Annotated in this window: 14 protein-coding genes; 10 read left to right on the top strand and 4 right to left on the bottom strand. The window is 69.2% G+C overall.

The features are described 5' to 3' along the window. Positions 1–86: 86 nt before the first annotated feature. From VZL07_RS37650 to VZL07_RS37660, 3 genes are all read right to left on the bottom strand, one after another. The gene (locus tag VZL07_RS37650) at positions 87–1,370 is read right to left on the bottom strand and encodes a Stp1/IreP family PP2C-type Ser/Thr phosphatase (RefSeq protein ID WP_426757456.1); all 1,284 of its coding nucleotides are present in this window, start codon (positions 1,368–1,370) and stop codon (positions 87–89) included. A gap of 61 nt (positions 1,371–1,431) precedes the next feature. After that, positions 1,432–1,944 (bottom strand): FHA domain-containing protein, encoded by a 513-nt coding sequence (locus VZL07_RS37655; RefSeq protein ID WP_426752800.1) that lies wholly within the window; start codon positions 1,942–1,944, stop codon positions 1,432–1,434. A 47-nt stretch (positions 1,945–1,991) separates the two neighbouring features. Further along, complete coding sequence (locus VZL07_RS37660; protein WP_426752801.1) at positions 1,992–2,597, bottom strand: hypothetical protein; 606 nt, start codon at positions 2,595–2,597, stop codon at positions 1,992–1,994. 145 nt (positions 2,598–2,742) lie between these two features. On the opposite strand from VZL07_RS37660, the gene VZL07_RS37665 reads away from it, so the two are divergent. Continuing rightward, on the top strand, positions 2,743–2,946 hold the full coding sequence (locus VZL07_RS37665) for a hypothetical protein (protein WP_426752802.1): 204 nt from the start codon (positions 2,743–2,745) through the stop codon (positions 2,944–2,946). A 38-nt stretch (positions 2,947–2,984) separates the two neighbouring features. Here VZL07_RS37665 and VZL07_RS37670 read toward each other — a convergent pair whose 3' ends face one another. Further along, on the bottom strand, positions 2,985–3,314 hold the full coding sequence (locus VZL07_RS37670) for a YnfA family protein (RefSeq protein WP_426752804.1): 330 nt from the start codon (positions 3,312–3,314) through the stop codon (positions 2,985–2,987). Between the two features lie 368 nt (positions 3,315–3,682). Here VZL07_RS37670 and VZL07_RS37675 point away from each other — a divergent pair, with 368 nt between their 5' ends. The 9 genes from VZL07_RS37675 (at position 3,683) to VZL07_RS37715 (ending at position 12,851) form a co-directional block, all read left to right on the top strand. Next, the gene (locus VZL07_RS37675; protein ID WP_426752805.1) at positions 3,683–5,503 is read left to right on the top strand and encodes a hypothetical protein; all 1,821 of its coding nucleotides are present in this window, start codon (positions 3,683–3,685) and stop codon (positions 5,501–5,503) included. A gap of 410 nt (positions 5,504–5,913) precedes the next feature. Further along, entirely contained in the window at positions 5,914–6,588 is a 675-nt protein-coding gene (locus tag VZL07_RS37680) for a hypothetical protein (RefSeq protein WP_426752806.1), read from the top strand. A 56-nt stretch (positions 6,589–6,644) separates the two neighbouring features. Beyond that, entirely contained in the window at positions 6,645–7,211 is a 567-nt protein-coding gene (locus VZL07_RS37685; protein ID WP_426752807.1) for a hypothetical protein, read from the top strand. A 318-nt stretch (positions 7,212–7,529) separates the two neighbouring features. Beyond that, complete coding sequence (locus tag VZL07_RS37690) at positions 7,530–8,075, top strand: response regulator (RefSeq protein ID WP_426752808.1); 546 nt, start codon at positions 7,530–7,532, stop codon at positions 8,073–8,075. A gap of 17 nt (positions 8,076–8,092) precedes the next feature. Further along, positions 8,093–10,246, top strand: a complete 2,154-nt coding sequence (locus tag VZL07_RS37695) for an ATP-binding protein (RefSeq protein WP_426752809.1) — start codon at positions 8,093–8,095, stop codon at positions 10,244–10,246. A 163-nt stretch (positions 10,247–10,409) separates the two neighbouring features. Then, positions 10,410–10,709 carry a hypothetical protein gene (locus VZL07_RS37700; RefSeq protein WP_426752810.1) on the top strand — a complete coding sequence of 100 codons (300 nt, stop codon included), beginning with the start codon at positions 10,410–10,412 and terminating at the stop codon, positions 10,707–10,709. 1 nt (position 10,710) lies between these two features. After that, positions 10,711–11,169, top strand: a complete 459-nt coding sequence (locus VZL07_RS37705) for a hypothetical protein (protein ID WP_426752811.1) — start codon at positions 10,711–10,713, stop codon at positions 11,167–11,169. Positions 11,170–11,561: 392 nt separating this feature from the next. Further along, a complete protein-coding gene (locus VZL07_RS37710; protein WP_426752812.1) occupies positions 11,562–12,074 on the top strand; it encodes a Csu type fimbrial protein in 513 nt (170 codons plus the stop codon). A gap of 21 nt (positions 12,075–12,095) precedes the next feature. Further along, positions 12,096–12,851: a fimbrial biogenesis chaperone gene (locus VZL07_RS37715; RefSeq protein ID WP_426752813.1), complete on the top strand. Its 756-nt coding sequence runs from the start codon at positions 12,096–12,098 to the stop codon at positions 12,849–12,851. The last annotated feature ends 64 nt before the right edge of the window (positions 12,852–12,915 follow it).

Consider the following 12,915-nt stretch of genomic DNA (forward strand, 5'->3'; position numbering starts at 1 on the left):
CGCGAACGTACCTGGGGCGTCTGACGTGAATCGGACACGGCGCGCGAGCGCGTGGGGCGACGGGTGGCCATGGGATGTCCCTTCCTTCATTCCTCGGCGAACGGCGCGATGGCCTGCGCCACGGCCAGCTCCTGCCGCGCCTCGCTCAGCTCCGAGTTGGTGGCACGCAGCCGGTCGCTGAGCACCTGCACGAAGCTCCAGAGCATCTTCACCGCGAGGATGGACTCGCGCTTCATCAGCCCCATCAGGTCGGGCCGGGAGATGACCATGGTGCGCGTGGGCTCCGTGGCCCGCACCGTCGCCGAGCGCGGCGCGTTGTCGATGAGCCCCATCTCCCCGAAGTGGCCGCCCGCGCGAAGCTCCGCGATCTCCACGCCGTTCTTCTCGATGGCCACCCGGCCCCGGATGACGACGAAGAGCTCCTCGCCCGGCTGCCCCTCCACCACGATTTCGCGCCCCGCCGGATACGTGCGTGTGGTGGCGATGGACAGCACCGCCGTCTGCTCCTTGTACGTGAGGTGACGGAAGAGCGGAATCTTGCGCAGCGCCTCCATGCGCGACTGGGCCTCGCTCGACTCCTCGCTCACGGACGAGCCCTCGCCCGCGACCTTCACCACCACCGCGGTGATGTTGTCCTTGCCGCCGCGCTCGTTGGCGATGTCGATGAAGCGCTTGGGCAGGTCCGCGGGCGCCACGCCGGCGATCAGCGACAGGACCTCCTCGTCCTCGACGTAACCATGCAGGCCGTCCGAGCAGAGGATGAACATGTCCCCGGGCACCAGGTCCACGATGAGCGTGTCGACCTGGACGGACTCCTGGATGCCCACCGCACGGGTAATCACGTTGCGGTACTGCGAGGTGGCGGCCTGGTCCTTGGTAATCGTGCCGGCCTTGAGCTGCGCCGCGACCAGGGTGTGGTCCTCGGTCAGCCGGTGACACTGGCCGTGGCGCACCAGGTAGACGCGGCTGTCACCGACGTGGCCGATGACGCCCTTGTTGCCCCCCACCGCGAGGCACACGAAGGTCGTCCCCATGCCGCGCTTGGAAGCGTCCGACATCGCGGTGCGGTAGATGTCCGCGCACGCGCGCTGGACGGCGACCTCGATGAGCGCCGCGGCCGCGGAGCGGCTGTCCGGCGTCGGGTTGTTGCCCAGGTCCTTCAGCAGGTGGCGGTTGGCGGAGATGTGCTGCCTGACGACTTCCGTGGCCCGGTTGCTGGCGACTTCACCCGCCGCGTGCCCGCCCATGCCATCCGCCACCACGTAGAGCCCGAGCGACGCGTCCACCAGCATCGCGTCTTCGTTGTGCTGCCGCCTGCGGCCGACGTCGGTCAGTCCAAAAGCTTCTGTGGTCAAGGCCACCGCGTACACTCCCATGTGTGACAGAGGGCGACTCCGCACGTTACGCAGGCACACGAAGACGTGGCAAGGCTCAGGGAGCCATCCTCACGGCCAGCATCCGCACAAAACCGCTGGACGTGTAGAAGCCCACCTCCACCTGTCCGAAGCGAAGCCGCGCCCCATCCGCCACCGGGACAGCCCGCCGGGGGACGAGCCGGACGCCTCCCGCCCAGGTGCCGTTCTTGGAGCCGGCGTCCGTCAGCAGGAAGCCCGACTGGCCCTCCTCCCGGGTGAACCATGCGTGGAAACGGGACACGCTGCCGTCATCCAACACCACGTCATTGTTCCCCGTCCGCCCCACGGTGATTCCCCGGCCGAAGGCGTTCGGCCTCGACTTGACCACGGGGAACACCACCGGCCCGCTGGCTCCCAGTGTGGGAGCCCCGGCATTCGTCACCGTCTTCAGGCGGTATTCCTCCGACTCCGCGCCGCCCGTGTCCTCCGAAGCCGGAGTGAAGACGAGCAACGCGGGGGGCAGGTTCCGCTCGAAGGCTTCTCGATTGCGGAGATACCGTGAGACGTGGGCGCTGAGCGGCTCGGACATACGTAGCGTGCGAACAGGGTGCCCTTCGGTCGCACTCTACGCAAACACTAGCGCCAATCCACGAACAACCCGACCATCGGGCCACCGACGAAGAACCGGCCAAGGCTGCGGCGCTTGTAGCCAAAGGGCTCGGCGTAGCCCACAGCGAGCCCGCCCGCGACGTCCCCGAACTGGTAGCCCAGGTGGATGCGCCCCTCGATGAGGCCGGCCACGCGCCGGTCCGGCTCCAGCCCTCCGTCGAAGGTGGCACCGTAGAAGACGGGGCCGCCCGTCACCTGGAAGCCCCAGTGCACCTGGCCGGGCAGCTGGTTCCGGTACCCCACACCCACCTGCGGGCTGTGCTGGTAGAAGGACTTCACCGCGTTCTGCGGCTTGCCCTCTTCCGGATCCGGGAAGGCGACACCCCACGACACGCTGCCTTCCAGCAGCAGGGCGAAGGCGTCCTTGCGGTCCTGATGGAAGGTGAACTGCCACTGCACCTTCGCGATGGGTGACACCACGCCATCCTGGAGCGCGGCCCCCAGGAACACCCCGCGAGGCGCCCACGCGGGCGTCGGGGAGCGGTGCTCCTTGAGGCGCCGGGTCTCCTGTGCGCCAGCGGAAGAAACCAGACCAAGTGCAACTACCAGGAAAACGGGGAGCGTGCGGTGCATGGGACCCTCTTCCCGCCATGGCACGGCCCGCTTGTCAACGGACTGTTCGTTTCGCTATGACACACCTTGTTACCTTCGGATGGGCCCGGGCCGGGGATGTCTTCCCGGAACCACTCGCCGCGGGGCACAAGGAGCGGGACACCGCATGCCAGTCGTGACAGTCCGGGCCGGGAACAAGCAGCGCCCGGGAAGGTTCGACGTACTCGTCCGCAAGGCCACGGAGAAGGCCTCCGACCTGCTGGAGGAGAGTGACCGCGTCCTCGTGGTCTACGAGAAGGGCTGCGCGAGCCTCTATTACGAGCGTGACGGCGAGGCGCCCACGCCCTCCCCCGCGCAGCGCCCCTCCTGAGCGCGGGCCCAGCCCGGCCTGCACCGCTCAGCGCCCTGCTACCGTCGGGGCCCGAGCACGATGATGGCCATCCCCGCGATGGCGACGAGCGCCCCGGTGATGTCCCACCGCGAGGGACGCTCGCCTTCCACGAGCCACAGCCAGACGAGCGCCACGGCAATGTACACGCCGCCGTACGCCGCGTAGGTGCGGGCCGCGCCCGTGGGGTGCAGCGTCAACAGCCACGCGAAGGCCGCGAGGCTCCCTGCAGCCGGCACGAGCAGCCACGCCGACCTCCCCTGCCTCAGCCAGAGGTACGGGAGATAGCAGCCCACCACCTCGGCGACCGCGGTGAGGACGAAGAGCCCGAAGGCATACAGCAGATGCACGGTGCGATACCTCTCCAGGTGCTCGGGCTACGCCTTCGCGCCGCCATCTCGGTGAGCGCCATGATGTACGGAAGGAAGGTTACCGGGGGTCCGCATCCGTTCCGTGCAGGTTCGCGAGGCGTTGACGGGTGTGGCCGGTTCCATGCCCGGAGCCTTCCATCAATCCGCCCCGCGTCCCAGTCCAGAGCCTGGACGCTCGCATCGGCTCACCCGCGGACACTCCGGGCTCGAATCGGGCCCGCCGACACCCGGACGCCTTGTACACGCGAGGCGGCTGAGGCATCCCGAGGGGGCTGGAGGCAGCCCCCGCCCTGCCCAGGAACAACGGCTCGTACCACGCCCCTGACCATCCATCGGGTATCCGCGCCATGACCCTCTTCCCGCCTCCGGAGGCCCAGGACACCCCGCCACGTCGAAGCCGGAAGCGGCGCGCGGCAGCCTGGGCCCTGGGAGCGGTGCTGGTGCTGGAAGCCGCCATCAACGTCGCGCTCAATGTCGGCGTCGTCCAGGCCATCATGCGCCAGGCGACCCGCCGGACCGAGCTCACCTGGACGCGCGCCTGGTGGCTCTGGCCCATCGGTCCGCTCCACCTCCGCGACTTCACGCTGACCCAGCAGGACACGCACCGGTGGTGGCAGGTGAACATGGACGCGCTCGAAGCCAACGTGTCCCTGCTGGCCCTGCTGGGAAGGCGCGTGGACGTCCAGCGCATCGACGGCCATGGTGCGAGCTTCCGGATTGAGCCGTCCTTCGGTGTTCAGGAAGAACCCCCGCCGGGCCCCGGCTACCGCCCGTGGGTCATCCAGTTGGAGGACGTGACGGTCCACGAGGTTCGTGAGCTGGACTTCGGGCGGATTCGCTTCGTGGGGGCGCTGGACGTGCAGGGCGCCTTGAACCTCAAGGGGCGTGAGCGCCTCCAGGTCGAGACGCCTTCGATTCGCGTCGCCTCCGGCGCCATGGAGCTCGACCGGCGCCCCGTCACCCGGCTGGAGCGCCTGGAGGCGAAGGCACGGCTCGACGCCCCCTTCACGGGCGAGAATCGCTGGGACTTGTCGAAGGCGCTCAGCGCCGAGGTCCAGAGCCAGATGGCGCTGCTCCCCCTGGACTGGCTGAACGAGCACCTGGGACAGCGCTCAGGTATCGCGCTGCACGGCGGTGAAGGCACGCTGACACTGGACCTGCACCTGCACGAGGGCGCGCTCGCGAATGGCACCCGGGTCGAGGTGGAGAGCTCCGAGCTGGAGCTGCGGGCAGGTCCCATCCGGGTTCGGGCGCCCTGGAGCCTCGAAGCCTCGCTGGCGTCGGAGAGCCCGACGGTGCGCCAGGGGACCGCGCGGCTCACGCTCGCGCCCGTGCAGGTGTCCGGCCCTGAAGGCGTGGCAGCGGTGATACCCGAAATCACGCTCGCGGTGCTCGCGCATCGCCGCGCGGCGGAGGCGGACTGGGAGCTGGAGCCCGACCTTCGCGTGGCCAGGAGCCAGCCCATGGACTTGAAGCTGCTCAATCCCTGGCTGGCACGGACCCTTGAAATCGATTCCGGTTTCATGACGGTGCAGAGCAAGGCGCGGTCGAAGTCCGCGAAGGCCCGGGACGCGCTGCGGCTGAGCGTGGATTCCGACCTCGTGTCCGGACGCATGGGGGACATCAAGGTACTGCTGCGCGCGGAGGCGGACGTGGATGCGCGCAACCTGTCGTGGGACACGAAGTCGCTGGCACTCACGGGGACGACGCTTCGCCTGAGCAACGTCTCCACGAATGGCCCCGTGCCCATCCGAGCCTGGAGCGGCGTCTTCACCCTGCCCCAGGCCCGGCTGTCCCTGTCCCCCACCGTGCTGTCAGCGCGCTTCACCAGTCGGCTCACGGACACGCAGCCCATGGTCGCGCTGTTGACGAAGACCAAGAACCTGCCGGCCTTCCTGACGTCCCTGCTCAACATCCAGGGCGTCACCGTCACGGGCCGCGTGCAGATTGACGAACAAGGCCTCCAGCTCCGCGAGCTCCAGGCCACCGGCGAGGGATTCTCCCTGGAAGGACACCTGGACCTCGCGCAGGGACAGCTGACCGGGGCGCTCCTCGCGAAGCTGGGCCTCATCACCGGGGGCATCGAGTTCAAGCGCGGACGGCAGGACATCCACCTGCTCAACGCGAAGCGGTGGTTCGCCGCGCAGCAAGTCCCGCCCTTCCGGTAGCGCCTACGACAGGTGACGCGCCTCCAGCAATCACACGGGCCGCAAGCACGCGCTGCATGAAAGAGCGCCCGGGTGAGCGCATGGGTGTACTCCTCGGTAGCCAGTAGGAACTCGCTGCGTCCGATGCTGGCCGGGCGCCCCCTCACAGTGCCGCCTGCCCGGCGGGCAGCAGGAGCGCTTCGGAGTCCTTCGCCAAACCGGCCGCCCCAAGTGCCGCCGTGCGAGCACGCAGCGCACGCCGTGTCTTGAAGTGCATTGCCAGGCGGACGAGCGCTCCCCGGTGCCTTCGGTCTCGTGACAGGAAGCATGCGGCCGCTGCGCGCTGGCCTCGTGCTTGCAGTCTCAAAGCAGCGACGGTCAGCGCGACCGTGCGCTTCCTCCCCGTCGTTCACACACGAGGCCTCCCGACGATGTCGCTGGTGCTGCTCGGCCCCCTGCTCCTCAATACCCTGTTCACGACGCCCGAGCCCGCCTCACCAGCGCCGACGACGAAGGCTTCGCCCCGCGTTCCCGGCCTGGATGTCGCGGCTTCCCCCACGCCACCCACGCACCCGGCGGAGGTCCATGACCTCACGTCCCCGCTGCCGTGGCTGGGGTTGATGCTGGACGTGGGCGTGCCCGAAGGCGCGGGTGCGTCGCTCGCGTTCCGCCCGCTGCGCATGCTCCGGCTGCATGGCGGCCTCGTGCACAACGGCATCGCGCTGGGAGCTCGCGCCGGGGTCTCCTTCATCCCGTGGCAGGGGTTCGTGCGCCCGACCCTGACCGCGGAGGCCGGCCGACTGCCAGAGCAGAACGCGCGCGCCACCGTCGAACGATTCGTGGGGGCGCTGGGCCCCGCGGGCCTCCTGCTGGAACGCGTGGGGTACGACTTCGCCAATGCCCACCTTGGGCTGGAGGTGGGCAGCCCCCGACGCTTCTCGTTCTTCCTGCGCGGCGGTCTGTCCTACGTGCGCGCCGACGTGCACGGCGTGCAGCCCTGGTCCGAGGCGCGGAACGCCGACGTCACGGTGGAGCGCATCACCACGCCCCGCGTGAGCGGCACCCTGCCCACCATCAAGCTCGGCTTCCTGCTGTACCTGGGCTGAGCGCCGCCGCGGCCCTCCCCCATCCACTTGCCTTTCCGCTCAACGGAGTCCCGTTCATGTCCCTGGGTCGCAGTTCCTCCTTCCGCCTCGCGCTGGCCGCGGGTGTCTCCCTCCTCTCCGGCTGTGGAGAGGTCCTCTACGGTGAAATCGACATTCCTGAAGTCTGCGCCCGCATGAAGCCCTACGCATTCCAGACACCGGCCCTGCCGATGGAAGGCACCTTCACCCCCACCCTCAGCCTGGAGGTGGAGCTCGAGGACGCGTTGCCGCTGGACCTGGACCTGGTGAACGCGGACGTACGCTTCCGGCGCGCCACCTTCCGAGCGCTGAGAGGCAACCTCGGCTTGCTGGACGCGCTGGAGCTGGAGGCCGTCCATGCCTCTGCGCGCAGCGAGCCCACGGTGATGGCGACGTGGAGCGGCCCCGCCTCCGCCACCACCGAGCTCCACCTGCCGGGCAATGACACCGTGAACCTGTTCCCCTACATCCAGGATGGGAGCCTGCGCTTCAATCTGAGCTTCACCGCGCACATGCCGGACGAGGACGCGGAGATCGAACCCGTGCTCTGTCTGGGGATGAAGGGGCGCATCAACTATGGCGATGCGTTGACCGAGTCGCTCTAGTCGCGGTTGTCTCGCGAGTTCCCCGCGAGCCACGACAGCACGAGCAAGGCATTGACTCCGGGATTACCCAGACACGGCCCGTAGCAATCGCTCGGTGCCCTGGCCGCCTCCGCTCAGCGCCAGGGCGCACACACGAGGCGTCTCCTCCGAAGCTCGGCTCCACGCTGAGTCACCACCTACTCGCCATCCCGCGATGTACCCACCTGCGCCCAGCGCGGAAGCAAGGTGACCGTGGTCAGGCAGGCACGGCGTGCTGCTTGCAATCCCCACCATCGCTCACGACAGCGGAATTGGGTCCGCATGGATGGGTGCCCTCCCATGATTGATATGTCCCCCAAGAAGATACTCCTCGTGGACGATGAGTTGAGCGTCATCAATGCCTTGCGCCGCTGCCTGCGCAATGAGGGCTATGACATCGTCCACGCCAACAACCCCTTCGAGGGATTGCGACTCCTCCGGAGCGGCACCATCGACCTTGTCATCTCCGACCACATGATGGCTGGAATGACGGGGCTGGAGTTCCTCAAGCTCGCACGCGACCGGCATCCCGACTGCGTCCGCATCATCCTGTCCGGTCAGGCCGATATCCAGACGGCCATCGATGCCATCAATCACGGAGAGATCTACCGGTTTTTCACCAAGCCATGGAATGACATGGAGCTCCGGGTGATGTTGAACCTTGCCTTCGAGCAGCAGCGGAGCGAGCGCGAAAACCGCCAGCTGCTCGCGCAAGCCCGGAACCGGGTCCTCCCGACGCTTCCGACGATGCCCTCGAAGCCGCCGCGGCTTCCATCCATCGTCCGTGACGCGCAGGGCGCCATCCTCCTCACCGAAGAAGGGGACTCCGAGGTCGCACCGGCCTGAGCCCTCCAGAGTCACGCATGACGACGCTGCCCATCACGCTCGTATTTCGTTCGACGGTGCCGCCGGCGCTCCAGGGCGCACTCGATGCCGCCGGATTCCCCTGGTGGCGCGCGAGCGCCTCCGAGGCGGCTCAGTCCGTCCGAGCGGGTTGGGCCCAGGTCGTTATCTGCGAGCAGGTGCCGGGTTGGCAGGCCCTGGTGGCGCAAATCGAAAGCGTCCGCGGGGCCGCCATCCTCTGGGGCCCACCGCCCGCCCAGGACGACGGACGGCGCCTGCTGCCGTCCAGCGTGGAGACGCTCGAGGACGCGGCCCTGGTGCGAGAGGCGGTGGAGCGCGCCGAGGCACGCAGGCGCGCCCGACTGGAGCCGCGGTCCGACACGGACCTGCTCGCGCGCCACGAGCGCGCTGAGCGGGTGAGCCACTACGCCCAGTCCATCGCGTCCCAGGCCACCGTGTCGGACCTCGTCGCGGAGGCCATGTCCTGCACCCGCGACCTCTGCGACGCGGATGGCGCCGTGCTCCTGCTCGTCGACCGCGCGACGGGAGACCTCGAGTTCCAGCCCCGCTGGCCCGGCAGCCGCACGGCGCCACGAATCCGGCGCCGTCCGGGCGAAGGCATTGCCGGCCAGGTGGCCCGCGACGCCAGGTCCATGCGCGTGACGAGCGAGCGCGAGTGCACCGAGCTGGGCACGTCCCAGGGTGCCGTCACCGGCGTCGTTCCCGGCTCGGTCATCGCCGTTCCCCTGCTGTTCGCGGGCGACGTCATCGGCGTGCTCGAGGCGGTGCGCGGCGTGGAGCGGCCCGTCTTCAGCGCCCGGGACCTCGAGTGCCTGGAGCACCTGTCGCCGTATGTCAGCATCGCCGTGCACAACGCGCAGCTTTGGCAGGAGCTGTACGAGAGCCGGGCAGAGGTCCTCCAGGCCAACGCGCGGCTGGAGGAGAAGGTCCGCCAACGCACCGAGCAGATCTCCAAGGCGCAGCGTGAGTGGGTCGCGACCTTCGACTCCATCGGCGAGCCCGTCGCCTTGCAGGACGGCTTCACGGTCCGCCGCGCCAACCTCGCATATGCCCGCCGCGCGGGGGTCTCCGTGACGGAGCTCGGGGGCCGCAAGTGCCATGAGCTGCTGGCCCGCCAGAGCACCCCCTGCGCCGGCTGCCCGCTGGCCGAGACGCCGGAGGCGGCGCTGTCGGGCGACATCGCCCTCCCGGATGGCACCCTCTTCGCCTTCCATGGCTTCAAGCGACTCGATACGGCGTCGAGCCGCGAGGTGGTGGTGCACTACCGCGACATCACCGCGGAGAGGCGCCTCGAGTCCAAGCTCCGGGAGTCGGAGCGGCTCGCCGCAGTGGGCCAACTGGCCTCCGGGGCCGCTCACGAAATCAACAATCCCCTCGCGTTCATGCTCTCCAACCTCCGAAACCTCTCTGAGTACCTCCAGGAGATGGCGTCGGGCCTGGAGCCCATCCGCGCCGCGGCGCGCGCCCTTTCCAGCGGGCAGTGCGCCGAAGCGGGCCGCGCCCTGTCGAGCGTGGACCTCGACTCACTCGACTGGAACGTGCGGGACGGGCTCGAGCTGATCGCCGAGTCGCTCACCGGAGGCGAGCGAGTCGGAAGCATCGTCCGCAGCCTCCGGGAGCTGTCCCGCCTGGAGATCACCCGAAGCGAGCAGGCCTCCGTCAACGACTCCGTCATCCGCGCGGCACGAAAGGAGTTGGGCGATACCACGGACGACGTGGTCCTGGAGCTGGCCTCGAAGGCCCGAGCTCGGCTGTCTCCCCTCCATCTGGACCAGGCGCTCGGCCACGTGCTGCGCAATGCCCGTCAGGCCGTCAAACCCGGGCAGCACATCTTCGTGAGGACGCGGGACGAGGAGCAGACCGTCGTCGTGGAGGTCCAGGACGAGGGCCGGGGCATCGCCCCGGAGCATCTGGGCCGCGTCTTCGATCCCTTCTTCACGACGGGCGATATCGGACAGAGCGTGGGCCTGGGACTCACCGCGACGTATGGCATCGTCAGCCGCAGCGGCGGAACCATCGCCATCCGCTCCCAGCTCAACGAGGGCACCACCGTCCGCATCGAGCTCCCGATGGAGCGCTCGGCCAGCGCCGCCCCGACGACGGTGCAGGAGCCGGGCTCGAACCGCCTCACCCTCGCCGAGACCACCCACTGAGGTCCGCCCGGGCCAGGGGCTTTTCCCGCCGGGTTGCGGGAGACCCATTTGGAGGAAACCACCCGCCTCGCATCCCCGCATGCGGACGCAGCGCGAGGCGCGGCACGGCGCTCGCAGTGACGCTCCACGGACACACGTTCCATCACCGCAGGAGAACGCTCACGTGGCTGCTACATCATGCGAACTCAATCGTGCATTCCGCCGTCGGTCCGACGCGCTCGCGAAGGTACAAGCGGCCCTCGATGAGGGCCTCGCGCAGCTCGCCGACCCCATCGCCCCGCGTGAGCGTCAGGCCATCATCCTGCTCGTCTGGCTGGTGGCCCGGCTGCAAGGCGCCCATGACCTGGCCGCCGCGGCCAGCCTCTGGTCGTCCATCCAGCAGACAGGCTCGGTGGTGTTCCGCGGCGTGCGCCTCCGCTTCAACGCGGATGGCCCGACGCCTCCCATCTCGGTGGAGCCCTGACATGAGCCACGCCAAGCGCCTGTTGTTGCGCGCCTTGCCGCCAGGCCTGCCGCTGCCGTTGCGCATCGTCCTGAAACTGGGCGTGACGAGCGACGAGCTGATGCCCGTGCTCATCCTCGCGGCCCGGCATCCGGAGAAGCTGCGGGTGGGCCTGACAGAGGACCTGTCCTTCACGGAGCGGTGGCTGCTGCTCACCACCATGGTGGCCGCCCCCCTGGTGGTGACACCGCTGTTGGTGGCCTCCGCGGTCGCCGGCGTTCCGGCCCTCGGAGTGCTCGCCATCAGCGCCCTGGCGCTTCCCGGGCTCGCATTCCTGGTGGCCTACCCGTGGCGGCTGCGCGCCGTCATCATCCGCCGGGCCTTCGCCACTCACGCCGTGAAGCAGGCAAAGCCCGATGCGGTGTCGATGAGCCTCTTCCTCGACGAGGCCATCCGGCATCCCGCCGCGCCCCCTCGCTGAGGGGCCCTGCCGCGCCGCGCCTCACCGGGAGTGCCGCTCCGGGCCACGAGGAATCCTCGTCCGCCAGGGTCCACGTTTCGTCGGACCGGCGCGCCCACCGTGCGCCTGGAACGACAGGCCATGGAACGCGCCGCTCACGCCTGCCCGGTCGATGGGTCAAAGGCCCTGGACCGGAGCCGCGTCCACCCACGAGCCGCCACTCCACGACGCGCGCTCTGCGACACACGCGGCCCTGGACGTTGCGCTGGCTTCGTCAGGGTACGCGGCGACCTTGAATACGCCCCGCCGCAGGCGAGCACAGGCCTTGGCACGACAAATGTACATACGCAAACACAAGCGCCGGTCCTGAAAAACACGGCGTGGCAGCTCCACTTCACCCAACGAAAGCATCCATGAAGCCCTCGCAGCGTCTCGCCTCCACCTTCGCCGCCGTCCTCACCCTGTCCTCGCCCGCGCTCGCCGGCACGGCGACGAGCAACCTGAACGTCTCCGCCACCGTCTCCGCCAACTGCACCATCAGCACCGCCGCCGTCGCCTTCGGTGCGTATGACCCGGTGTCGGCCAACGCCGCGGCCGGGCTGGACGGCACGGGCTCCGTGACGGTGTCCTGCACCAGCGGCTCTGGCGCGGTCATCACCCTGGGCCAGGGCAACAACTCGGACACGGGTTCCACCGAAATGGCGCCGCTGCGCCGCATGTCTGACGGTGCCGCCAATTTCCTGGCGTATGCGCTCTACCAGGACGCGCCGCGCACCACGGCCTGGGGCAACACCGCCGAAACCGGCGTGCCGCACCTGGGCACCGGCACCGCGACCAGCATCACCATCTTCGGCACCATCGCCGCCGGGCAGAACGTCCCGGCTGCCACGTACAACGACTCCGTGGTCGCCACCATCACCTTCTAGTCACGCAGCCGGATGATGAGCATGGCTCGGCGTACCCGCTTCTCTCCCGCCCTCCTCATGGGACTGCTGCTGGCCACCACCAGCAGCCTGGCCTCCGACTATCAGGTCAGTCCAGTCCGCGTGGACATCCATGGCCGGGTCCGCACCGCGGTGCTGACGGTGCACAACCAGGGTCAGGAGCCGCTCAGGCTCCAGGTCTCCGCGTTCTCCTGGGAGCAGACCCCACGGGGTGAAATCCAGCTCGACGCCACGCAGGACGTATCGTTCTTCCCGTCGCTCCTGACACTGGAGCCCGGGCAGACACGCAACGTCCGCGTCGGGGTGGCGAGCGGCGCGGGCGACGCCGAGCGCACGTACCGGCTCATCATCGAACAACTGCCGCCGCGGGTCCGCGACGGCAGTGAACCTCCTGGCGTCCGCGTGCTCACGCGGATGTCCATCCCGATATTCGTGGCCCCGGTGAGCAAGTCGAGCACCGGGGTCCTCGAAAAGCCCTGTACCCGCGAGGGCACCCTCGCCTTCGCGGTCCGGAACACCGGCAGCACCCACTTCATGGTGCGAGAGGTCCGCGTCCGCGGCCTGGACGCCCAGGGCTCCGTCGTCATGGAGCAGCAGCTTCCAGGCTGGTACGTGCTCGCAGGGGGCCGTCGAGAGTACGCGCTCCCGCTCGAGCCTCGCGTCGCCCACCGCGTCGAACGGTTCACCATCGACGCACACACCAACGGCCCGACCCTGTCCACCCAGACGGGCGAGGCCGACCGCACATGCCCGTGGTGAGCAAAGGGCCCGACGCGTGCACAGCGGACAGCGCTGCGCCGCCACGGCCACGTCCCGCCCGTCT

Origin of the sequence: Pseudomyxococcus flavus (genome assembly GCF_050038885.1) — a bacterium.
In the GTDB taxonomy this organism is placed as follows: Bacteria; Myxococcota; Myxococcia; order Myxococcales; family Myxococcaceae; genus Myxococcus; species Myxococcus flavus.

Coding starts and splice junctions, on each gene's coding strand:
- VZL07_RS37655 (WP_426752800.1), bottom strand. CDS start 1,944: ATGTCCGAGCCGCTCAGCGCCCACGTCTCACGGTATCTCCGCAATCGA.
- VZL07_RS37660 (WP_426752801.1), bottom strand. CDS start 2,597: ATGCACCGCACGCTCCCCGTTTTCCTGGTAGTTGCACTTGGTCTGGTT.
- VZL07_RS37665 (WP_426752802.1), top strand. CDS start 2,743: ATGCCAGTCGTGACAGTCCGGGCCGGGAACAAGCAGCGCCCGGGAAGG.
- VZL07_RS37675 (WP_426752805.1), top strand. CDS start 3,683: ATGACCCTCTTCCCGCCTCCGGAGGCCCAGGACACCCCGCCACGTCGA.
- VZL07_RS37680 (WP_426752806.1), top strand. CDS start 5,914: ATGTCGCTGGTGCTGCTCGGCCCCCTGCTCCTCAATACCCTGTTCACG.
- VZL07_RS37685 (WP_426752807.1), top strand. CDS start 6,645: ATGTCCCTGGGTCGCAGTTCCTCCTTCCGCCTCGCGCTGGCCGCGGGT.
- VZL07_RS37690 (WP_426752808.1), top strand. CDS start 7,530: ATGATTGATATGTCCCCCAAGAAGATACTCCTCGTGGACGATGAGTTG.
- VZL07_RS37695 (WP_426752809.1), top strand. CDS start 8,093: ATGACGACGCTGCCCATCACGCTCGTATTTCGTTCGACGGTGCCGCCG.
- VZL07_RS37705 (WP_426752811.1), top strand. CDS start 10,711: ATGAGCCACGCCAAGCGCCTGTTGTTGCGCGCCTTGCCGCCAGGCCTG.
- VZL07_RS37710 (WP_426752812.1), top strand. CDS start 11,562: ATGAAGCCCTCGCAGCGTCTCGCCTCCACCTTCGCCGCCGTCCTCACC.
- VZL07_RS37715 (WP_426752813.1), top strand. CDS start 12,096: ATGGCTCGGCGTACCCGCTTCTCTCCCGCCCTCCTCATGGGACTGCTG.